The 23,891-nt window shown below is 50.5% G+C and carries 13 protein-coding genes; 9 read left to right on the forward strand and 4 right to left on the reverse strand.

Going from position 1 to position 23,891, the window contains the following annotated elements:
- Nucleotides 1-70 precede the first annotated feature (70 nt).
- The gene (locus C1H71_RS04710; protein WP_130105536.1) at nucleotides 71-646 is read right to left on the reverse strand and encodes a DUF1294 domain-containing protein; all 576 of its coding nucleotides are present in this window, start codon (nucleotides 644-646) and stop codon (nucleotides 71-73) included.
- A 162-nt stretch (nucleotides 647-808) separates the two neighbouring features.
- Between C1H71_RS04710 and C1H71_RS04715 the strand changes: the two genes are divergently transcribed.
- The gene (locus tag C1H71_RS04715) at nucleotides 809-1,951 is read left to right on the forward strand and encodes a Fic family protein (RefSeq protein ID WP_223145988.1); all 1,143 of its coding nucleotides are present in this window, start codon (nucleotides 809-811) and stop codon (nucleotides 1,949-1,951) included.
- Between the two features lie 268 nt (nucleotides 1,952-2,219).
- Here the strand turns inward: C1H71_RS04715 and C1H71_RS04720 are convergent, their stop codons facing one another.
- The 3 genes from C1H71_RS04720 to C1H71_RS04730 all read right to left on the reverse strand — a co-directional run bounded on the left by C1H71_RS04720 (nucleotide 2,220) and on the right by C1H71_RS04730 (nucleotide 11,373).
- Nucleotides 2,220-6,047: an SIR2 family protein gene (locus tag C1H71_RS04720; protein ID WP_130105537.1), complete on the reverse strand. Its 3,828-nt coding sequence runs from the start codon at nucleotides 6,045-6,047 to the stop codon at nucleotides 2,220-2,222.
- Nucleotides 6,048-6,211: 164 nt separating this feature from the next.
- A complete protein-coding gene (locus tag C1H71_RS04725) occupies nucleotides 6,212-7,126 on the reverse strand; it encodes a nuclease-related domain-containing protein (protein ID WP_130105538.1) in 915 nt (304 codons plus the stop codon).
- 281 nt (nucleotides 7,127-7,407) lie between these two features.
- Nucleotides 7,408-11,373 (reverse strand): Pls/PosA family non-ribosomal peptide synthetase, encoded by a 3,966-nt coding sequence (locus C1H71_RS04730; RefSeq protein ID WP_130105539.1) that lies wholly within the window; start codon nucleotides 11,371-11,373, stop codon nucleotides 7,408-7,410.
- Nucleotides 11,374-11,592: 219 nt separating this feature from the next.
- On the opposite strand from C1H71_RS04730, the gene C1H71_RS04735 reads away from it, so the two are divergent.
- The 8 genes from C1H71_RS04735 (at nucleotide 11,593) to C1H71_RS04770 (ending at nucleotide 23,884) form a co-directional block, all read left to right on the forward strand.
- Nucleotides 11,593-12,147, forward strand: coding sequence for a sugar O-acetyltransferase (locus C1H71_RS04735; RefSeq protein WP_130105540.1), 555 nt, complete (start codon nucleotides 11,593-11,595; stop codon nucleotides 12,145-12,147).
- A gap of 850 nt (nucleotides 12,148-12,997) precedes the next feature.
- Entirely contained in the window at nucleotides 12,998-15,826 is a 2,829-nt protein-coding gene (locus C1H71_RS04740; RefSeq protein ID WP_130105541.1) for a xanthine dehydrogenase family protein molybdopterin-binding subunit, read from the forward strand.
- Entirely contained in the window at nucleotides 15,823-16,362 is a 540-nt protein-coding gene (locus C1H71_RS04745) for a (2Fe-2S)-binding protein (RefSeq protein WP_130105542.1), read from the forward strand. Before C1H71_RS04740 ends, C1H71_RS04745 begins: the two co-directional genes overlap by 4 nt.
- A gap of 5 nt (nucleotides 16,363-16,367) precedes the next feature.
- On the forward strand, nucleotides 16,368-17,609 hold the full coding sequence (locus tag C1H71_RS04750; RefSeq protein ID WP_223145989.1) for a c-type cytochrome: 1,242 nt from the start codon (nucleotides 16,368-16,370) through the stop codon (nucleotides 17,607-17,609).
- 160 nt (nucleotides 17,610-17,769) lie between these two features.
- The gene (locus tag C1H71_RS04755; RefSeq protein ID WP_130105544.1) at nucleotides 17,770-18,753 is read left to right on the forward strand and encodes an XdhC family protein; all 984 of its coding nucleotides are present in this window, start codon (nucleotides 17,770-17,772) and stop codon (nucleotides 18,751-18,753) included.
- A 49-nt stretch (nucleotides 18,754-18,802) separates the two neighbouring features.
- The gene (locus C1H71_RS04760; protein ID WP_130105545.1) at nucleotides 18,803-19,399 is read left to right on the forward strand and encodes a nucleotidyltransferase family protein; all 597 of its coding nucleotides are present in this window, start codon (nucleotides 18,803-18,805) and stop codon (nucleotides 19,397-19,399) included.
- A gap of 134 nt (nucleotides 19,400-19,533) precedes the next feature.
- Complete coding sequence (gene recB, locus C1H71_RS04765; RefSeq protein ID WP_130105546.1) at nucleotides 19,534-23,145, forward strand: exodeoxyribonuclease V subunit beta; 3,612 nt, start codon at nucleotides 19,534-19,536, stop codon at nucleotides 23,143-23,145.
- 118 nt (nucleotides 23,146-23,263) lie between these two features.
- Complete coding sequence (locus C1H71_RS04770; RefSeq protein ID WP_130105547.1) at nucleotides 23,264-23,884, forward strand: 3'-5' exonuclease; 621 nt, start codon at nucleotides 23,264-23,266, stop codon at nucleotides 23,882-23,884.
- Nucleotides 23,885-23,891: the final 7 nt, after the last annotated feature.

The raw sequence follows: 23,891 nt of genomic DNA on the forward strand, positions 1-23,891 counted from the left end.
AGCTTGTGAATGGGTTTGTATCGGGTGTGCAAGTCGCGTCTCTTGCGCACCGCCTTTGGCCTTAAGCCGCTCAACGCCAGCGCAGCAAAACCCACAGCAACACCGCACTATTAATCAGCACCGTCGCCCAAAACACCACCAAAAACGCAGCCTTTTTAGATTTATGCCTCAGCACCCGCTGCGCCAACAAAGCCCCCGGCCAGCCACCCAACAGCCCCAGCAAATGCAAAGTGCTCTCTTGAGTGCGCCAGCGGTTATTCTTGGCGGCGGATTTATCTAGGGCATAGGCAATAAAAGCCACGATGCTCATCAACAAATAGCCACCAGCAATCAGCCACGGCAAACGCCCGATATAGCAGGCAGAGACTATAAATGCACAAAACACCAGCACCCAAATCACAGGCCAAGAGCCAGATTCAGCCGCAGCCACCCTTCGCTGCCCCACAAAACAAACCTGCTCCGCCCGAAACCGGCCCTTGTCATCACGCACCTGCACATAAGTAATCAAATCGCCCTCTGCTGGCCGCTGAGTGCGATTTTCAAACGCCTTAATATGCAAAAAAGCCCGCTCACCGCCGCCGTTTTGAACGACAAAACCAAAGCCTTGATCATCCTTCCAACTACTGATTTTTCCTTGAAAGCGCATAGAACCTCGTTTGGTAATTTAAAAAGGAGAGAGGAAACACTACTGCAAAGTTCTGAGCACGCAAACACAGTGATTCGGCCATTAGAGACGTCGGATTGTAACAGTGCGGCGAATAGTTTATTTATTCACCGCATATTTTGCAGACATTATATTGCTCTTGCGGTGAATGCACTCCATAATCACCGCATGAATAGCGGCGATTACAAATATATATGGCAGTCTAGCGACTGGCCAAATTGGCATTACGATCTGGCAGCGCTGGCAAAACCACTGGCTGAGGTTTGCCGTGCCCAAGGCATGCTGCTCGGGCGATTAAGTGATGTGGGCATGAATCTGCGTGAGCAAGCCAGCCTGCTGGTATTGACCGAAGATGTACTTAAGACCAGTGAAATCGAAGGCGAGCACTTTGATGCCTGCACCGTACGCTCATCGATTGCACGACGCCTTGGCGTTGATATTGGCGCACTAGCTGCCACAGACCGACACGTCGAAGGAGTGGTCGAGATGGTGCTGGATGCAACAAGCCACAGTGCAGACGCCCTCACATTAGATCGCCTATTCGGCTGGCATGCCGCCCTGTTTCCGACCGGCTTTAGCGGCATGAGCCGCATCCAGATTGGCGAATTCAGAGCAGATGAAGATGGCCCAATGCAAGTTGTTTCCGGGCCGATTGGTCGGCAAAAGGTGCATTACGAAGCGCCTCCGGCAGAAGGCTTGCAGCAGGAAGTGGCTCATTTTCTGGATTGGCTAAATAGCGGAAGCCTAGAAGACCACGCCATTTTAAAGGCAGGGATTGCGCACTTATGGTTTGTAACCCTGCACCCCTTCGATGATGGCAACGGCAGAATTGCCCGCGCGGTGGGTGATTTACTGCTGGCGCGTGCGGATGGCAACACTCAGCGCTTTTACAGCCTGTCGGCACAAATCCAGCGCGAGCGAGCTGGCTATTACGACATCTTGGAAAAAACCCAGAAAGGCACGCTGGATATCACACACTGGCTAAGTTGGTTTCTTGCCACCCTGCTCCAAGCCATTGCACAAGCCCAGCTCACTCTAGATGCCGTACTCGTAAAGGCGAATTTCTGGCAGCGCTGGTCGGCAACATCATTCAATGAAAGGCAAATCAAATTGCTCAACCGTCTACAGGATGGCTTTGAAGGCAAACTCACCTCAAAAAAATGGGCCGCCATCGCCAAATGCTCCACCGATACCGCACTCAGAGACATTACTGAATTGCTGAATCTGGGGGTGCTGCATAAATCCGAATCGGGTGGGCGTAGTACTTCTTATGAGCTTTCGGCTTGATTGCTGCTGCTTGAGTTTGTAGGTTAATCAGATTCCTGAATCGCAAAAAAGGCTGAAAATATATGGCTATCAAAAACTTAGATGATTTGCGATCGCAAACGCTGACTATTTTAGGCTAACGCCAAATAACACTGATACAAAATCGTAGGTAAGCAAAGACATTAATTCGGCCTTTGCTTACGTTCGACTTCATTCAAGGTTACGACCTCTAAGTCCTCTGAGTTGTTCAGAAAGTCAGAATCAATTCAGGTCGCCAAAAATACGAAATTTAGCTTCGTTCAACCAAATCGATAAGACGCAAATAACGAGGATCTGAAGTTAGGTCAGGGTTAACTTCTACAATATGAGCAAGCGCTTCAGGTAATTCATATGGCAATCGTAGAACAACTGGAGGTATAACTCTGTTCAAAAAATCAAGCGTCGTTTCAGGAAATAGGACGGCAATCGGCTTTTGATTATCGCCCTCATCAATCAACTGATAGAGCTGAAGATCATCGGTATCAACAGCTACCAAGAACTTTTTTACCGCCTCGTAGACAGCAGGAAAATGATCGCCTGTGTCAACCAGCAGGCCGAACCACGCACTCATCGATGCGGTAGTCAGGAATCGACGCTCTTTCGGCCAGTCCCCATTAATTAAGGGGATCACGTGTTGTTCCCAACCGTTATCGCTTATCCTTCCAATATGACCTAACCATGAAATGAAGCTGTTCCGAGTGTCATCAGACATCGCTCGAAGGACCGAGCGCATTTCGCCTCCTGAAAGACCGCTTGGCTCATTAGGATGAAATACCCGCATATCGCCTAGCCATTCAGCAGCCACCCTCGAGAGATCGCGATCCCACGAACCCCCTTCGACCCACGGGAATAGACTAAACAGGAGCGGTTTAATCATCTCTATCAACGGCTGGGAAGGCAAAGGCCCGCTATGAAGAAACCCGTTCCATGCTGGTTCCGCAGCTGGATGTTCAAAATCTAACATTGGAATAAGACGTTCCTTGGTCCAAGCAGGATCAACAAACATGAGCCAGTTCAACTGGCTGCTTGCTATCGATACAGCATGATCTGAGCCCTCACCCGGTGCCAAAAACAGGCGCTCAACACGAGACTTGATGTGATCAGGGATTCGCGCCACAGCCGCCTGCGTATCTCTGGGTACGGTATGGAAAAGGGCCTTCATGCACATTCCGACGGGGCCATTGATCGCATGGTCAATGGTGCGCCGCGACCGTAAAATGACATTTCCACCATAACTGATTTCGCCAATACTGCTCTGTGCGGCCTCTTCGTCACCACTGAAGATGCCATCAACGATGTGATCGTAAACAGTCCAGCCAAGGTCATCATCAAACTCAAGAGCCGTAAGCAAGCTTTTTTCGAGCCATCGCCCTAAGGTATGGCTCAATTCAGCAGTAACCGAATTAGGAAGTCGTGCAACTCGGTGCAGGAACACCCGTCTTAATCTAGGCGAGATATTTGCTTGAAGGTCATTAATCATGGACGACCAAAAAACCTCAGGATAGTTGCCCTGCTTACCTTCAACAGTCAGCGAAGATAACGCCTTCCGAGGTTTCAGTTTCACCAATCCAGCGAAAGGTCGCTTCTCTGTGAAACTGCCAAAATCCGATGAGTGCTCTTCCATTGCTCTGGAAACTATTTCGTTTACAGGAAGACTCAAAATAACATCGGGGTTTTTATCTACACTGATACTCCCGATTCGCGAGCCCCAGTTGGTCACCACCGATGCAACCCAACCGTCGTTCCATCCCGAAATGCCCTTTATCATTTCAGCAAGCCGCTCACTACGAACAACCGCCAGCTCACACCCCTGTAGTTCGAGATAGCGGCCATATCTGGCAGCGAACTCATCCCGCAACCTTGGAAACTCTTCATCAGACCCGTTGGGGCGCTGATCGGGGCCTGTCAAAATGCGATCAGTCAGTTTATTTCGGCCAACCTCAGAGAACTGCCCCCATCGATCAGCCATTAGGAAAAGAAGTTCTCGAACTACATCCCTATCCCAGAATGTATCTTGATCTAGCAACAAAACCTGCTCGGCAACATAGTCGGCATCGAAGACATCAACCTTGCTAAACGCATACAGCTTGAGCTTCCGAAAAAAGAACTTATCTGACACAGGCCAAGCCGTTACGTGTGCATGCGCCAGCTTTGGCTGTGTGGCGGCCAGGCGGTCAAAAAGTTGAACGAAACATGGTAGAGCCTTAGCTGCTTTCGTAATGTGTTCTTTTCCATTCACCTCACGGTTTGGATATAAGGTCGGAGTGCGAAAGTAAACGGTCCCGATATCCCCTAGTAAACCTGAGGCGATAGTTAGTTGATCCTCTAAGATGCCCAATACCTGAGACAACAGATCGTCTGGGATATATAAATCTTCTCGATACCACTCAAGGAACACAACTTCCCACTGCCCTAAGCTATCGAAATTAACTTTATCCCAAGGCAAGCACGGCGGTCTTGACTGCCTCAAGCCACGAGGAGATTTAATCTCCAAACGTGGAGTCGAAACCCTCCGGAATTCTCGTAAAACACCAGCAGTCCATCCCTCTACCTTGATGCGTTTCTTCAAAGCAGACCAGTCGTCTATCCTCTGAAGATTGCGAGGGGCACGATGGTATTCAAGGATGAGGTTCCAAATATGTCGAGCTCGCTCGCTAAGTATCTCCGGATTGGCTACTTGCCCCTCGATCGCTTGCCGTAATTGGGGATGTAGTCTGCTCTGCTGAATCGCCCACCAAGCCAACATCGGGCTATCAATAGACTTGCTGATCCAAGGTATAAGATGCCCGAGCCTTTTGGGGAGCGCCTCGAAACACCCCATAACTCGATAAAAATCACTTGGGGTCTCGTCTTTATTGGCCCAGACAAGGAGGTTGTGATTACCAATGCCATGCTTACGTCCATCCTCAAGAGCACCGCTCACATCATCATCCAGTCCATATGCGGCCTTAGGATCGAAGGTTCCTGCATCATCACCATAGCCACTACTCAACGTGGTTGACCTGATATTCGCATCCATTACACACACCCATTCTGGATGGGGTGCTGGATCAGCCTCCGAAAATAATTTAGCGCCCTGCACGGTACGAAGGACGTGAGCAACTTGTCCACGCTCATGAGGGGCCAGACCCTTCGGGTCCTGCTGGCTCTTAGCGATTATGGATGCACACCACTTGCGCGGATCATCGGCCCGGTCTGCCCAAGCCTCCATGCTCTTCCATAGTTCAGAAAAAGCAGAAAAAGCGATGGCAGTAACACCTCGGTCACGCCACTTGGCTTCGATCTTCTCAGAAGACCCAAGGTCAAAGGCATAGAGTCTAGACCGATCATACTTACCGTCATGATTAAGACCCTGAAGAAGATATTTAACAGGAGGATCTTCTGCCTGATAGCCGACTAAAACGACCGTATATCGTTCGAGAAGGTGCCTAATAAAATTTGTAGCCCATCCCTCCGAAAGGTAAGCACGTCCAAAGTCCGCGCTACTTAATACGTAAGGATGACTTTCAGAAGCGACATCAACCAGTCGCCCATGTAAGTACGTGATCCCTTCAATATTCGCTCCAAAGTTCAGATCAGGAAAAGCAGGTGGCACATGCCGTTTTAGATGCTCTCCGTTCTCTCCTAGCTCAAATAATCGATCAAAGTTCGTCGTGACAATCTGCGGCACGCCACTCTGACTCGAAGAGATCCGCTTAATCAAGGCATGCTGACTCCCAAAATCATTGCCTTCTTGGCGAATACTTAACCGCTCTGTGACCAGAGCGTTAACCTCATCTTTGCCATACTCAAGGTGAAGTAAATTAAAAATCTGGTCTAAAGGAACATTCGCTGCAGATTGATGAGCATTCGCAATATAGTCCTTGTTTTCCTCTCTCAGCCATGGCTGAAATGCGGCCATAATCTCTGAATCAGCAGGCGGATCAAAAAAACTAATAACATCTTTAGTTAGCTGGAAAAAAGTTGGCATTCCTGATGACAATGAAACCCCTGCGCCGCACAAAAAAACGACACTGCGTGCATCACTTTTTTCTAAGAGACTATCAGGTATGGAAGGACCGTCGGAATGGAATCTCATAAGCTCAATTTACCAATGCTGTTCATATATCAACACCCAATTGATGGGCAGCCCTATCTAGCAGTAGCCCTACAAATACTTAGACGCAAATATGCCACGCAACGATGGGAGCTGCCGTAGGGCTAGCGTCAGAACGGCATACTCCAGAACCATATCCAATAACCCTAACCAATCAAACCCTCAGGCCAAATAAAATATGCCCCAAATCTAGGGCTGAATTTGGCCTCGCCACCCGCTACTTTCCCTTGATCAGTAATTTTTGTTTTGCCATCGACAATTTCTACAAATCCCTTCTCAAGCAATTGATCAATTAATTCCTGAGTATTCTTAAGGCCAAGTTTTGCGGCTAATTTGGAGCTAGTGAGCTTGGTTGTTTCTTCTGCTGTAATAGCTGCCGTCACCACTTCTGGCTGCGGTGCAGGCGCTTGCACTTCAGGCTTTTGAACGACGGGAACCTCAGTGGGCGCTTTGATTCCAAATTTTGCTTTGAAATCGGGCTTTAAAGGGCGGTGGTGTCTGGTAAATAGCTCGGCAATTTCCATTACTGTTTCAGGGCTAACCATCTTGGCTAAGCTACCAAAAACAGTTCCAATACTTGCATTATCAACATTTGTCTTAGTTAACCATTCCAGAATTTGCTCTGCTTTAATAATGTTTTTGGTATCTAATTTTTGGGGGCGGGTAATACGCTGCTTATTGCTGACCATTACCACGCTGGTAAAGCTTGGCATTAAGGTAAGGCCAAGGCGGGTAGGTAAGGGCAGGGTTTTGCAGAGTGCTTTTAGTACTTCAATGTGTTTGTCATTTTGTGCCAGCGGGCTGGGGATGCCAATGGGCTTTTTGTTATACCAAGCCGTAAATTCGCCCAACTCATTGATTTGCAAATCTGCACTAAAATTTTTGGTTTCTATAACATAGATTTCCAGAAAGCGATTAATCAATAAATGATCAATTTGTGCCACTCGGCCATTGTGTTCAATGCGCAGGTCGTGAATCACTGCCCATTTTGTTGAGTCTTTCAGATAAAAATTAATTTCATATTCGCTATTCTGCTCACCCAGCACACCCTGCTTGAGCATATAAATTTCTTTGGTAATTAAGTCGCGCTGATTAGCGCTTAGGTTTGCTTGGGTAAGCAGGCTATTAAGCTCGTCAAGCTGGGCTTGTTATGAATCGGGGGATTTGAGAATCATTGCAGCCAAATAAATATCAAGATAGATATGTAAGCATAACGCAATTTCAAACAAGGATACTACACAATAATTTGTATTTTATAAGTAAGAAAAATAAGATAATTCCCAATATTTGCTGTCACTGGCGCTGTTTTTAAACAGCGCCAGTGACAGCAAATATTAAACAATCAGCTACGGCACGTGTGCCAAGGTACGGCGGGGCTGCCGGTCCATGCTTGGCCTTCGGGGATGGTTTCTCCTTTGACGACCAGCGTGAGCGGGCCAAGGCGGGCGCCGTTGCCGACGATGGCGTCGTAAAGGATGGTGCTGCGCGTGCCTACGCTTACGCCGCGGCCAATTTCTACGTGGCCAATTTTCATGATGCGGTCTTCAAACAAGTGGGTTTGCGGGCCAGACCATGCGTGCATCACCGTATCGTCGCCGATGCTGACGCAATCGAACTCTGTGATGTCGGTGGTATCCATAAATACGCCACTACCAATCTTGCAGCCCATGCAGCGAAATGCCATAGGTAGCCACGGGGTGCCGCGTAAAAAGTTAAAAAAGTTGGGCACGGCGATGGATTCGTAAAGGCTGGTTAGCGCTTCGCTGCGCCATACAAAGGAAGTCCACATTGGGGCTTCATTCCGGCGATAGCGGCCTATCATTAGCCATTTCAGCGCCACAATAAAGATGAATGAGCCCACCCCGTATAAAACACCGGCCATCATCAGCGCCCAAAATACGCCATGAAAATCTTCCCGCTCGGCAAAGGGCATGACTTTTAATACGGTGAGATAGCCTACGGTAATGATCACCGCCAGCGGCATCACGGTGCGTAAGGCTTCTACCGCACCACGGGCTAAGCGACGCGCCAAGCTTGGCCGAAAGGTGAGGCTATCGGCAAAGCCGCTGACTTGCTCCCGCCGTGGTAATGACAACGCTGGGCTACCTAACCAAGTTTGGCCGGGCTGCATCCGCTCATTAGCGGGCGAGCGGCTTTGCACACCTATCAGCACATCGTCAGGAATAATACTGCCATCGGGCACATAAGCACCATTGCCCACAAAGCTGCGATTGCCCACCACGGTTGGGCGCAGCGTCATCCAGCCGCGATCAATGTCTTCATCCCCCAGCATAACGGCATCGGCAATAAAGCTATCTTCGCCCAGCGTAAGTAGATCGGGCACGACGCCAATGGCGTTGGATATTTCTGTGCCACGGCCCACTTTTGCACCCAGCAGGCGATACCACCAGCCTGCATACACCGATGCATACAGGCCATGCAGAATATTTAGGCTGGATTCCTGAATCTGATTGGTCAGCCAGCGGCGATAATACATAGGTCCAAACACCGGCCAGCTTCCTAGCGGATTACGCGGCAGCAGCATCCAACGCACCGCAGCAGAGCCGAGCAGAGTCAGCACAATCAGTACCGCACTGGCAGGCAGTGCCAGCATCAGATAAAACATAAACGCTTCAGGCAGCGCCACGCCCTGCTCGGTGAGATCAAACCAATGCGCATCTAGCCAATCGATCAGTAAAAAGCTGGGAAAGACCGGCACAAAAAATAAGATGGCAACCAAGGCCGATCCGCCTGCATAGGCCAAACCATGCAAGCCACGCAAGGCAGAATTACGCACTGGGCGGGTGGGCACAGCTGGGATCAGCTCATTGCTTTTACGCGCTGGAGAGCCGCTCCACACTTCGCTGGCGGCAATTTTTTGCCCAACTGATAAGGCAGATAAGCCTTCTAGCCGCCCGAAATCGGCCACGCTGGTGTCCGATTGCATCACGGCATAAGAGCCGATATAGGCATCCTTGCCCACATGGATTGGCCCCACTTCCCAGCTATCGCCCACCACTCTGAAGTTTTCAAAATTGACCGATGCCCCCACGCTTGCGCCGTCGTCAATACTGAGTAAATCAAACACCCGCACGGTAAGCGCCGATAGCGCCACGTTTTTGCCAACCTTTGCCCCCAGCGCACGCAAATACAGCGATTGCAAAGGCGAGCCGGTCAGAAAATACAATGGAGTAATATCCAGCAAGCGATCGCTTAGCCACCAGCGGAAATAAGTAAAGCCATACAGCCGATAGCGCCCTGCCGCCAGCCGCCCTAAAATCAGCCACTTACCGCAGATAGCAATCGCAAAACTAAATAATAGGCTGCCCAGATATACCAAAATGGCCGTAGCAACCGCCACAGCTAAGCTATCGCCCTCATCACCGGTCATAAAGTGGTAAGTAAAAAACGGCGCTAACCACAGCAACATTCTCAGGCCAATTAAAAACGGCAGCGTAGCCAGCTGGGCACTGCCGCACAGCAGCCGCCTAATGAATGGCACACGGCGTATTGGCTCTGCCTGCGTGATTTCTGGCTGGCTTAGTGCTAGAGCATCTAGCCGAGTAGCAATCGTTTGTAAGGTGCGGCTTTGATAAATCTCCTGCACCGTCATGCCGCCATAAGCTGGATTGCGCCGCAATATAGAGACCAATCGCGCCGCCAGTAAGGAATGCCCGCCCAGCTCACCAAAAAAATCACCCACTAGGCGTAAAGGCTGGCCGGGGAATAGCGTGGCCAGTGCTGCAAACAAGGCTTTTTCTGCATCGCTTACGGGCTCATCGCTTTCCATATTTTTGCCAGTTGGCAGAATCAGCTCGCGTGCTTTAAGGGTTTTCCTGTCGATTTTTCCTGAAGTCAGCCTTGGCAATTCGCTCATAAACTCAAAGCGGGCTGGGATCATATAAGGCGGTAGGCTGCGTTTTAGCTCGCTTCTTAAAAGAGCCGCATCCACACCATCTGCCACCACAAACGCCACCAGCTGATCGATGCCTGCCAGCTCGCGCAGCAGCACTGCCGCCGTGCCAACACCGGCAATCTGGCAAAGGGAGGCTTCAATTTCGCCCAGCTCTACCCGAAACCCGCGCACTTTCACTTGATCATCGGTGCGGCCTAAGCATTGAACTTGGCCTGCTTCATCGATACGCGCTAAATCGCCAGTGCGATATAAACGCCGCTCATGCGGGAATTCTTCGAGATTTGAAAAGGGATTATCGAAGAATTTTTCAGCGGTTAAATCAGGTCGGCCCAAATAACCATCCGCCACGCCGGGGCCAATAATACACAGCTCGCCGGTTTCACCCTGTGGCAGCAAGCGGCCATCTTCGCTGCGCACCAAGAGGCCGTAATTGGGCAGCGGCTTGCCGATGGTTACTGGCTGGCCACGGCGTAATTGGGCCAGGCTGGCCGATACCGTACATTCAGTTGGGCCGTAAGTATTAAACACTTGTCGCTCTGGCGTGGCCCAGCGCTCTACTAAAGATTCTGGGCACATTTCGCCGCCCAGATTAATAATCCGTAAGCTGGGTACTTCTTGGCTAAATAGCGCCAGCAAGGTCGGCACGGCGTGCAGCACGGTAACTTTTTCTTGATTTAATACTGCAGGCAAAGCATCTGGATCGCCTGTCAGGATTTTAGGTGCTAACCAAAGGGAAGCGCCTACCAAATAGCTGATCCAGATTTCTTCAAACGACATATCAAAGGCCACCGAGAAGCCCTGATAAACCTTATCATCCTGACGCACACCCAACACTGAGTTTTCGCTGCGCAAGAAGTGGCAAATACTGCCCTGACTAATCGGCACGCCCTTAGGCTTGCCGGTTGATCCGGATGTGTAAATCACGTAAGCAGGATGGCTAGGCAGTAAGCCTTCACGGCGCAACAAAACGCCCGCCACCGGTGCAGATAATTGCGCGGCGCTTAATACGGCTACACCCGCAGCGCTTAAATCGCCCTCAGCAATCAGCACCACCGCCGCTGCGTCTTCTAGGCAAACCTGCATGCGCTCTACCGGGGTATCTGCCTCAAACGGCAGCCAAGCCGCACCCGCCTTAGCAATCGCTGCCTGCATTACGAGTAGCTCAGCACCACGCGGCAGGCACAGGCCAACCATCTGCCCCGCTTTTACGCCAAAGTGAATTAAATGATGCGCGGCTAGATCGGCACGCTGGTTCAGCTGGCTGTAGCTCAATACCTCGTTTTGCCAATAAATAGCAGGGTGATCAGGAATACGCTGAGCAGTACTTTCTAGCAAATCAGCAAGCGTTTCTGCACGCAAAAGTTCAGGAAGATAAGGGCCACGAAGAATCATAGGGATCAGCTGATTTGCACGATAAGAAGTGCCATTCTATGCACTTTTTAATTTAAATATCAAATATTATGCCAATAAAATAAAAATCTATTTTCCTAATTGATCTTGAGAGAAAAACATGCGTAGTCAGTTCTTTCTGTTGAGGATTAAAATAGCAAGTTACGGTGGGTTATTAAGCATTAACCGCAAACAAAATAGAGCATTACAAAGGTGATTTCAATGAAGGAAGCAGATAAAATGCGGGCTGGCCAGCATTACGATCCATCTGATAAAGAGCTTATCAAAATGCGTGCGGCGGCGCGTTTATTGACCGAAAAATTTAATCAGACGTCTATTATTAAATTAAAAAAACGCACACGCATTCTAAAATCGTTGCTGGGTGAATGTGGCAAAAATGCTTATATAGAGCCAAGCTTTAATTGTGATTACGGCAGCAATATTTATATTGGTAAAAACTTCTTTGCTAATTTTGGTTTAGTTATTCTAGATGTAGCCGAAGTGCGAATTGGCAACAATTGCTTTATTGCCCCACAGGTCGGTATTTATACCGCCACTCACCCAATTGACGAGCAAGAGAGAAACCAGCGTATCTGCTATGCAAAGCCTATTTATATTGGTGATAGCTGCTGGATAGGCGGGCATGCCACCATTAACCCCGGTGTTACTTTAGGCAATAATGTCATTGTGGCTTCGGGTGCAGTGGTCACTAAGTCTTTTGGCAATAACGTGATTATTGCGGGCAATCCGGCCAAGATTATCCGGCAAATAGGATAATCAATAAATTCAGCCCATTTAGCCCATTTAGCAGAGTAAATTGATCTTATTAATGCTTTCCCGCTTCTCTGCGGCTTAATGGCGATCATTGATCATCCTCTTGCGAAAAAAAATTCTAATACCCGCTGGGTCGTGCCATGCGTCATCTCTAAGCGTTAAGTCTGGCCTGTTCATAAACTCGTTTTTTAAATAATTCAGGTTTATTTTTCTGCTATTCCTTCAACGCTTAAAATGTTGACATGCCTTGCCAGTCAATCCACGGCGATATATTGGAATTCTCGCTGGGCAGGGGCGATGTTGGAGGGCCATTTCAGCCGACAAGCAGGGTGGGAAAAAATCATTTCGGCCTGTCTAGGCCACTGAGCGGCGACGAGGGTGAATGATCGTTAGCACAGTACCGGCCAATTCATGAAGAAAAAAGGCCGTACCGCGTAGAGGGAAAAACTGGGCGCTTACCTCTGTCACGAAAAATTCTTTCGTTTAGGCAACCTATGGTATAAATGGACAATAGATTTCTTTCATTATATTGACACACTATTATTTTAAACTGACTAAATTTGATCGTGATTTTTTGCGAAGTGTGGTTTGAACCTTACTACGAGGACTCGGTTATCTAGCAGCCTGTCGGACTTAAGACTGATCTACTACGGAAAAGCCGGATTTGGCCATATTTCACGCATTTTCTCGTTGAATAGCCAGCTATTCGCCTCAAAAACCCACGAAATCTGTCTCAAACCGGTCTTTCCCTCGCTACGATCGCTTAAGTCCGACAGGCTGCTAGTCAACGGTGGGGCGAAGCGCCTTTTTAAAATACTAAATACTTGGCGAGCAATATTATTGAGGTGCCACAATGGATCCACTTAATATGTCACGTCGCGGCTTTCTGAAAACCAGTGTAGCGGCTGGGGTTTCGGTATATGTCGCGTCGTTTGGCAGCAAAGCCTACGCCGCTTTATTTGAAGAAAAAATTCTGCAGCCAATACAATGGAACACGCAGGAAGGCCTGGCAAAATTCCGGATTGACGGCCTGGCCAAGGTATCGGGAGCCAAAATATTTGCACGCGATATTCGCGCCAAAGACATGCCAAACTGGCCAAAAGAACAGTCGCACGCTCTGCTATTACGCACCACGCAAGCCGATCGATCATACGAAGGCTTTGACCTTACAATACTCGGCGACGATCTCAAACCAGATCGAATTGTAACGGCTGAAGATTTAGCTCGCGATGGCGTGAAATTCCCTCCGTTTTATGGCGACGATATGCTGTTGCCTAAGGGAAAAACGGCAGCGTATCTTGGCCATGTTGTGGCCATTCTGATTTTTCATGACTTTGCCAAATTCCGTTTTGCGCATAACAAACTACAATTTCGCGATGATGTGATTCGTTACGGAGCCGTAACTGGCCCGCTAGAGCGCAACCCTTGGGCTTCGTGGCGCTTTGTACGTGTTGGCGGCGCAACTCCGTTTTCCGACGATACGTTTTCTAGCCTGAAAGACGCGCCTATTTTCCCAAGCATGATGCGTAAACGCCTACCCGTTTGGCCCGATGGCAAAGACCATGGCAATGTCGGCGAACAAGGTATTTTTTATGCCAATAAAATCAAACAAGAACTCGATACGCCGCCCGCCGACTGGCTGGTCTTCGAGCGTGAATACCAAACACAATCGAGTGATTTAGCCGCTCTCGAGCCAGAAAATGCCAATTGCTGGTACGACCCCATCAAGCAAGAAATGCATATGGTGTTGGCGGTGCAAGGCCCGATGGAAGTGTCCGTAGAGGCTGCTGAAATGATTGCGCATAGCCGCTTTCCGCTCAAAAACCTCTTTGTCCACCCCTGCTACACGGTTGGCTATGGATCGAAAGATCATGTCAACACGCCTTTTTATGGCCTCGTCTGTGCGCTATACGGTGATGGTAAACCCGTTCGACTCGCCTATGATCGCTTTGAGCATTTTCAAGCGGCACTAAAACGTCATGCCATCAAAATAAATTATCGCATTGCCGTCAATAAGCAAACCGGTCTACTGCAATCGTTTCGAGCGGATTTTTCTGGCGATGGCGGAGGTCGAGTCAACTTCACGCCAACCATCATGATGGTCGCGGCTACTGCTTGCCAGTCTATTTATTACTTTCCAAAAAATGACTTCACCGCCGTCGGCCATGCTTCGCGTGCCATCGATGCCGGTTCAGCACGCGGCTACGGAACCTTGCAATCGATGTCCGCCACCGAGATGGCGGTAGACGAAATTGCCGAAAAACTAGCCATTGATCCCATTGAATTTCGTTTAAAGAATGTCCTTAAATCAGGGATGAAAAACACACAGGGGGCCGTTCCGGGCGGCGCAGTGCGTGCTGATGAAATTCTAGAAAAAGCCAAAGTCCATCCGCTGTGGCTCAATCGCGTCAAGAAAAAAGCAGAATTTGAAGCCGCTCACCTTGGTCAGCGTTATGGGGTCGGCTTTGCCTGCGTACAAAAAGACTTTGGCTCCGGCGCTGAATCCTCGCTGGCAAAGGTTGAAATCAGCTCCGCAGGTAAAATTAGCCTGCACCACACCGGCACCGAAATTGGCACCGGCATGAGCACCTCGCAAGCCATTGCGGTCGCTAAATGGCTGGGGCTGCCCGCCGATGAAATTCGCACTTCGGTACTCGAATGGGATGATCTTCCTGTCATCAGCTCGGGTAACCCCTACATCATGAATCAGGCTGAGCAAGATAAACTCTCGGCCAATCCGCGCTGGTCACCCGCTTACGCATCCCCCGCCAGTGCAACCAATTCGGCGTATTACTACACCCATAGTACGCAAGAAGCAGCGCGCGTCGTCTTTACCCAAGGCCTGTGGCCCGCCGCAATGGCAATCTGGCGCCAAGGTCTTGGCGGTGGTCAGGCTAATCCGATGGTTGTTCGCATGGAAGATGCACGTTGGGTCAACGGCAAGCTTTCCGCCGGTGGTATGCAAGCCCTGCCACTACAACAATTGGCACAAAAAGCCCACGAGCTAGGCTTGGTCACTGGCGCTGCGGTGCATGTTTTCAACCGCTGGCAATGGGCCGAAGCCGATTTTGTATTGCAAGGCAAAACCACGCGCCTGCCGATTGATGCTCTTTCGCTGCATTATGGCGACGGTGCCGATTCGGCGACAAAAGCCAAAATGACGACCAAGGGTGCTTACCACGTTTTGGATCGCAGCAAAGTCTATTTACCCACGACACAAATGAATAACGCCTCGGTAACTTACTACAGCGCCGTGGGCACGCTGGTTGAATTGGTGATTCATGAAGCAAGCGGCAAAGTGGAGCTGCTGTCGCATCATTCCATTATGGAATGTGGCAATCAAATTTCGCCACAACTGGTGTCGGGCCAACTACAAGGCGGCTTGGCGCAAGGCATTGGTCATGCCCTGTACGAGTACTTGCCTCTGTACGAAGAGGGCCCCGGTAACGGCACTTGGAACTTCAATCGTTATAAAATACCGCGCTCACGTGACGTCGCCGTGTGGAAGCAAACTTGCGACATTCTCCCGCCGATTAGTGCAACCGACCCCAACAAAGGCATCGCCGAAGTGGTCATGATCCCCGTTGTTGCCGCCATTGTGAATGGTATCGCACACGCCATCGGCCATCGTTTTACTGACTTACCCGTCACACCAGAAAAAATTCAAAAGGTCTTAGCATGACCATCGCCCAGCAAGCACTCACCGTCCATATCAATGGTCAGAACGTCACTCTTGACGTGCCGGAAGGCCTGATGATGATCGATTTTTTGCATGAATACCTCAACCTCACCGGCTCGCGCTTTGGTTGCGGCCAAGGCGTGTGCCGCGCCTGTACGGTGATTCTGGATAACACCGACGGCACCAGCGAAGAAATCCGCAGCTGCATTACGGGTGCACATTTTTTTAATGGTAAGAAAATTCGTACGATCGAAGGTCATGGCAAGAAAAATGACAAGGGCGAAGTGGTTGCAGTTTCGCCCATTCAGCAAAAATTCCTAGAGCATTACAGCTTTCAGTGCGGCTATTGCACACCAGGCTTTGTTAATGCTGCAACGGTACTGATTGAAAAACTCCAACGCGAACCCGTCGCCAAAGAGCAAGTAGAAGAAACCATCACCCATGCACTCGATAGCCATCTCTGCCGCTGCACCGGTTATGTACGCTATTTCGAAGCCGTTAAAGATGTCATTCTCACTACGCCTGGGCTGATCAAATGAGCGGTGTGATAAAAAGTACTCTGCTCGCAGTAGCAGGTTTAGCCGCCGTATTATTGAGCGGCTGCTCAGCCAGCGACTCGGTCGCATCCAAACCTGCGCCGGCCGACCAGATCAAGCGTGGCCAATACCTTGCTCAGGCTGCGGACTGTATGGTTTGCCATACGGCCAAAGACGGCAGCGGGGCTCCCTTCGCGGGTGGCTACCCAATCCACAGCCCATTTGGCGTTATTTACGGTACCAATATCACCCCTGATAAAGAACACGGTATTGGTGCTTGGAGCGCCGACGATTTTTTCACTGCGGTCACCGAAGGAATTACACCGAAACATCGCCTCTTCCCAGCGATGCCCTATGCCTCATATAAATCGATGACTCGGGAAGACAGCGATGCCATTTATGCCTACCTAATGACGAAAAAACCGGTGGCTCTGGCCAATAAAGAAAACGGCCTGTCGTTTCCTTTTAGCTTCCGGCCAGGGCTATTCTTCTGGCAAAGCGCATTTCTTAAAGATCAACTGCCTGATGTTTCAAGCGGTGCCTCGGCCGAGTGGCAGCGAGGTCGTTATGTCACCAATGTCCTAGGCCACTGCGCCGAATGTCATACACCACGCACCATGGCAGGGAATCTTGATTTATCCCAAAGCTACCAAGGTAATCCCAAACTCGACCGCATCGGAGCACCCGACATTACGCCAAGCGGCCTCGCCGCACGTGGCTGGACGACAACAGACCTCGCGACCTTCTTTGCCAAAGGCGTTGCGCCCCAAGGCTCGGCTTATGGCGAAATGTATCCGGTAGTGCACTTCTCTACTCAGCATATGAGTGGTAAAGATATCTCTGCGATAGCCACGTATCTGATGGGTGACACTCCTCCTGCTCCACAACCGTTAAAAACAATTTCGGCGGATGCCGCGTTACTCAAAGCGGGACAACGCACTTATATTGCAGTCTGTGCAGGCTGCCATGGGCTTGAAGGCCAAGGCAAACCCAATGTTTCCGTCGCAATGAAAGGCAATTCAACGCTGCGCGATATCAATCCGCAAAACCTGATCGTCTCGACGCTAGACGGCATTGCTGAACAAAAATTCCCAAACAATGTAACGATGCAGGAAATGCCTGGCTTTGCCAGAACACTGTCTGACTTAGAAATGTCGCAACTGGTGAATTTCCTACGCGCGACTTGGGGTGGACAAGCAGCAGATGTAAGCGCAGAACAGATCAAGGCCTTCCGTAGCGAGAAACATTAAAGCCCTGCGATACATCCCCAGATTCTGTTTCAAGTAAGTAGCGTCATTTTCCCTTTCACAAGGGGAACTGCTTTTTTGCAGCAATGCCAACTCACAGCAGAATGCTTTAACAAACCACAATCTATCGGAAAGCCCCCTTTTTCAAAAAAATTAACACCCTATGAATACAGTCGACTTTCAAGTATTAAACAACGCATTGGGCTGGCTGGCTCAGGGCAAGGCGGTGGCACTGGTGACGATCGTTCGCACCTGGGGCTCGGCACCGCGCCCACTCGGCTCGCTGTTTGCAGTCAGCATGGAAGGTGATTTTGCCGGTTCGGTTTCAGGAGGCTGCATTGAAGACGATCTAATACGCCGTTTTTCCGCCCAATTTCCAGAAAAAATTGAAGTCATCCGTTATGGCCTTAGCGCAGAAGAAGGACGTCATTTCCAATTACCCTGTGGTGGAACCCTGGAATTGCTGGTTGAACGGCTCAACGATCTGGAAATGCTCCAACAACTTATCCACGCCATTTCTACGCGCCAATTGATCGAGCGACGACTCAATGTTCAGAGCAAAAAATCACAAATTTGCATTACCCGCAAAGACAGCCCTTTATCCTTCCATAACGGGGAATTACGGCAGGTTTTTGGCCCAAGCTGGCGCTTACTGATGATTGGTGCAGGGCAGGTCTCTGAATATTTAGCGCAAATGGCCCCCTCACTCAATTTTGCTATTTTTTTGAACGACCCAAGAATCGAGCAACGCCAGAACTGGCAAGGAGGCGAAGTGTGCTGGCTAGACGGGATGCCCGACGATGCTGTATTGGCGTTTTTACCCGATCAGCGCACCGTCATTGTTACGCTCAGCCACGACCCAAAAATTGACGATATGGCGTTAATGGAAGCGCTCAAAACCAATGCTTTTTATGTTGGCGCAATTGGCTCTCATGCCAGTGCAGCTAAACGCCGCGAACGCTTACTCACGCTGGATGTAAGCGCCGCTGAATTAGCACACTTGCATGCGCCAATTGGACTACCTATCCACAGCCACACCCCTGCTGAAATCGCCATTTCTATCCTCGCTGAACTCGTGATGTGCCGTAATCAGCAGCTAGCCAAATCCCCGCTATCCTCCTGCTCCCTAGCATCGGCATGTAAATAAGATAACCTCCCCCCAAAAAGTGCCTGCCCTATTGAGACGAGGAGAATGTATGCGCCAACATGGCATCTGTGGACTATTACTGGCTGCGGGTCAGTCCCGCCGCTTTGGCTCTGACAAACGACTAGCACTGCTTAATGGTGAGCCGCTAATGCTAATCGCCGCGCGCCGTTTGCAAGTTGTTCTGCCCGACACGCTGATCGTACTCGGAGCTCAAGATGAGGAGCACGCCACGCTACTCGACAAGGTGGGTATTGCTTACACCCATTGCCCAACTGCGGCCCTAGGCATGGGCCACAGCCTCGCTCATGGGGTAAAAAAACGCCCCGACGCCGCAGGTTGGCTCATTGCTCTTGCCGATATGCCGCATCTAAAAAACGATACCTTGCGCCACCTCGCTGCACACATCAGGCATGACAAAATCGTTGCGCCCAGCTATGACGGCCAGCGCGGCCATCCGGTCGGCTTTGGCGCTGCGTATTACAGCGAACTCATCTCACTTAGCGGCGATTCCGGAGCCAAAACACAACTCATAACCCATGCAAAACACCTTCAATTATTGCCCTTAGATGATGCTGGAGTGCTTTTTGATATCGACACCCCCTCCGAGCTCAATCAACATTCATCATTTCACAGCAAAGCCGATTGAAGATGTCCCTTATTCCCATCATGCATCAGTCTAAGCATCAAAAAAAAACAAGATATCACTCAGCTTCATCACCAAGGCCGCCTAGCCCTTTATAATCCCCCTACCGCTCATCCTCCGCCCCTTCTGGAATACCCATGAATCTTCGCCCTTTAAACCTATTTGATATGCCACTGGCAGGCCCGCATATGATTGAGGCTAGCGCGGGGACGGGTAAAACATGGACGATTACAGGTTTATATACAAGGCTAGTGATTGAGCACGGTTTAAGAGTGCCAGAGATCTTGGTGGTGACCTTTACCGAGGCCGCCACCGCCGAGCTGCGCGATCGGATTCGTGGCCGGCTGGCGGAGGTATTGGAATCGTTTGAGGGGGATGAGGCGCTTGATCCTTTTTGCCAAACGCTGCTTGATCAGCATAGAGAGCGCCGCCCAGAAATCATCCGCCGCCTGCAACGCGCCATTGCCAGCCTAGACGAGGCGGCCATCCATACCATCCACGCTTTTTGCCAGCGGGTGTTGGTGCAATCGGCCTTTGAAAGCGGTGCCGATTTTGGTATGGAGATTCTGAGCGATATTGGCCCCGTGCTAGATGAAATCGCCGCCGATTTTTGGCGCGAGCAGGTTTACCCTGCGGATAGTGCTTACACCGAATACCTATTAAAAAGTAAGGCCAGCCCAGAGGAATGGCTACGGGTGGTATATGGCTATTTAGGCCAGCCGCTGCTGCATACCGTAGCGCTGCCGCCATTGCCAGATAGCCACGCACTGGCCGCCGCCCTTCCTCATACTCTTACGCGCTACCAACAGCTTTGGCTGGAAAACGCCGCCAGCATCCGCCCCATGCTGCTCGAGATGTCCGCTAAAAAAGAGCTCAAGCAAACCAGCTATAAGCCAGAACAGCTAGAAAAAGTCTTTTTGCTGATTGATGACCATATCGCCAGCAATGGCGGCTGGCAGGATATCGACAGCAAGGAGTTAGGCAAATTAAGTAGCAGTAAACTCGCCAGCGGTACGGCAAAAACCGGCACGCCGCCAAGCCATGCGTTTTTTGATGCGGTAGAAGAGTTGGCGGGCTTAATCAGCGATTTAAGCGGCATTTGTCAGCTTAAAGAAAAACATGCCTTGGCCGAGCTGCGCCGCCGCTGCGATAGCGAGCTGCCAGAGCGCCTAGCCCGCCGCCAGCAACTCTCCTTCAATGATCTTTTGCTGCGCGTCTGGCAAGGTTTGCAAGATGGCGATCGCTTGACTACGGCCATACGCCGCCGTTATAAGGCCGCGCTGATTGATGAGTTTCAAGACACTGATGGCATTCAGTACGACATTTTTTCCCATGTGTTTAGCGATGGCAATACTCCGCTATTTTTAGTGGGCGATCCTAAGCAAGCGATTTACAGCTTTCGCGGCGCGGATATTCACGCCTATCACCAAGCCGAAAAACTGGTTGAGGCCAAAGAAAGCCTAGACACCAACCAGCGCTCGGTGCCCCATTTAGTCACAGCGGTGAACACGCTTTTTTTAAGACCAAAGGAAGCCTTTGTCGATCCACACGTCAGCTTTACGGCAGTGCATGCGGCCAGTAAAGCAAGGCCAGAATTACATATCGCTGGAGAAGATGGGATCAGCGCGCCGTTTCGCTTTCAGCTTTTACCTGAGCCAGAGCAAGTCTCAGAAAAAGGCGTGCAAATCAGCTGGAGCAAAGAAGCCGCCAATAGCCTAGCCGCCCAAATCACGGCGGCAGAGATTGAAAAACTACTCAGCGGTGTGGCAAGAATGAGCGGCGCAGGCGTGGATAAAGCCATCTCTGGCGGCGATATTGCCGTGCTGGTGCCGGATCGTTTCCGGGCTAAAACCATGCAAGACGCGCTCAGTGCGCGGGGCATCGCCAGCGTGCTGCGGGTAAGGGATAGCGTTTGGGAATCGCAAGAAGCACGAGATTTATACAGCGTGCTGGCCGCTATCGCGGAGCCTGCCAACCAAGGCTTGCTGCGGGCTGCGCTGATTTCTACCCTGCTTGGGTCTAATGCTGCGGACCTGCTGCGGCTGGAAATCAGTGGCTGGGACAATATCTCGGATGCCTTTGCCCATTGGAAAAAAACCTGGCAAGCGCAGGGGTTTATTCCGATGTTTAGAGAGTGGCTGGAATACCAAGGGCTGGATGGGCGAAATGTGGCGCAGCGGCTCTTATCGCTCGTGGATGGCGAGCGGCGGCTAACCAATCTATTGCAATTAGCCGAGCTATTACAAGCACACAAAGCCACTGGCCTAGAGCAACACTTAGCTTGGTTTAGCCGCCAAAGCCGCAATGCAGGCGATGAAGCTTTGCTCAGGCTAGAAAGCGATGAAGACCGCGTGCGCATCGTTACCCTGCACGCCAGCAAGGGTCTGGAATATCCCATCGTGTTTTGCCCCTTTTTATGGGATGGCCGCCTGCTGGGCCGCCAAAGTAAATCGGTACGTTTTCATGCCGATAAACAAGCGTGGTTAGATTTAGGCAGCGAAGATTTGGATCAGCACAAAGCGCTTGGCCAGCGCGAAGCCTTTGAAGAAAAACTCCGCCTGCTGTATGTGGGCCTCACCCGCGCAAGGAATCGCTGCTATGTGGTATGGGGCAATGTGGGGCTAAAAGATAATCGCGGCTATACGATTAGCGATGGTTTGGCTCAATCGGCGCTGGCATGGTTGCTGCACCCTGTTAAGAGCGAAACGGATGATCCACTGGAGGCTCAAAAAGAGCAGCTTAAAAGCTATGATCACCCAACCCTGCTGGCGGATATCAGCCAGCTCTGCATCGATCAGCCCGCCGTTTTTGCCATACAAGACGCGCCCAAGGGCCGATTAGGGCTTAAAGCCGAGCCGAGCGAGCCGCTGCTATTTAAGCCCTATCACGGTAAAACGCTTTATCCCACATGGCGAGTCGCCAGCTTTTCTGGCTTAACATCTAGTCAGCGCCATCATGCTACGGAAGGCCCAGATCACGATAGCCAAAGCAGCGCGCCCGAAATCAGCACAGAGCGCTCCATTTTTAGCTTTCCAGAGCGTGAAGCCGCCGCCACCGTGGCCGGTACTTGCCTGCACGCCATTTTAGAAGAGTGGGATTGGCAAAATATCGACGCTTTAAATCTAGAAGTCAGCAGGCAATTAGAGCGGCACGGCATACCGTCGCACTGGTTAGAAGTGGTTAGCCAAATGGTACAAAACACCGTAGGCGCAGCGCTAGATGGCAACGCGCTACGCCTACGCGACATCCCCGCATCGGCTCGCGTGGCCGAAATGGAATTCACTTACGCCGTAGGCCATTGCAAAAGCGCCAGCCTGATCGCTGCGCTACAGCACTACAGCCTACCCACAGAATTTAAACAGGCCGCACAGCAGCTAGATTTTTTCCATATCAATGGTTTTTTAAGAGGCTTTATCGATTTGGTGTTCGAATACCAAGGCGCTTATTACGTTTTGGATTACAAAAGCAATTGGCTAGGCAATTCAATTGGCGACTATCACCAACTCATCCCCGCCATGGCCCAGCACCACTATTACTTGCAATACCTGATCTACAGCGCAGCCGTCAGGCGCTTTTTGCACCAGCGCTTGCCCCACTTTAGCGACGATCAATTTGGCGGCGTGTACTACCTATTTATGCGTGGCATGGGGGAGCAAAACGGCCAAAGCGGCGTCTACTTCAACCGCCCAAGCATGGAGTTATTGGATCAGATAGAAGCGGCGTTGATGGGGGATAGGGTTCATAAATAAACCCAAACCTTAAACCAAGCTCCCGATTAGGCTGGGCACCTGTGCCCAGCCTACATAAGAGATGAAACACGGCCGCCTGTTGCCCACCTTAAGTTGTGAATATTTATTCAAAGGATTTATGAGTTCATTCAACCGCCCTATCGTGATGCTGGATTTTGAAACCACCGGCATCAGCTATTCTGACCGAATCACCGAAGTGGCTGCGCTACGGATTGTGGACGGAAAAATTACTGATCGCTTTGTCTCCTTAGTCAATTGCGGCGTGCGTATTCCGGCCTTTATTACCCAGCTCACCGGCATCAGCCAAGCCATGGTCAACAAAGCGCCGCCAGCCAGCGAAGTGGTTCCGGCGCTGATCGAATTTATCGGCAGCGATGCGCTGTCGGCGCACAACGCCAGCTTTGACTCAAAGTTTCTATTGGCCGAAAGCCAGCGCGTCAATCTATTGCCGCAATACCAAGGCCTACACTGCACACTTAAACTATCGCGCCGCTTATTCCCCAGCATGAGTAATTACAAACTCGCCACCATCGCCCAAAGCCTAGGCATTCGCTTTCAAGGCACAGCCCACAGGGCAGAAGCCGATGCAGAAGTCTCCGCGCATTTGCTGATCCATATTGCCCAGCACTTAGCAAAAACCTGCAAAATGCAGCAGATTGATTTGGCCCTACTGGAAAAGATCAGTAAAACTGTCGCCGCAAAAGTGCCTGACTTACTAATTAAACACATTCAAAAATAGTAGGGAT

This window comes from Iodobacter fluviatilis, assembly GCF_004194535.1.
In the GTDB taxonomy this organism is placed as follows: Bacteria; Pseudomonadota; Gammaproteobacteria; order Burkholderiales; family Chitinibacteraceae; genus Iodobacter; species Iodobacter fluviatilis_A.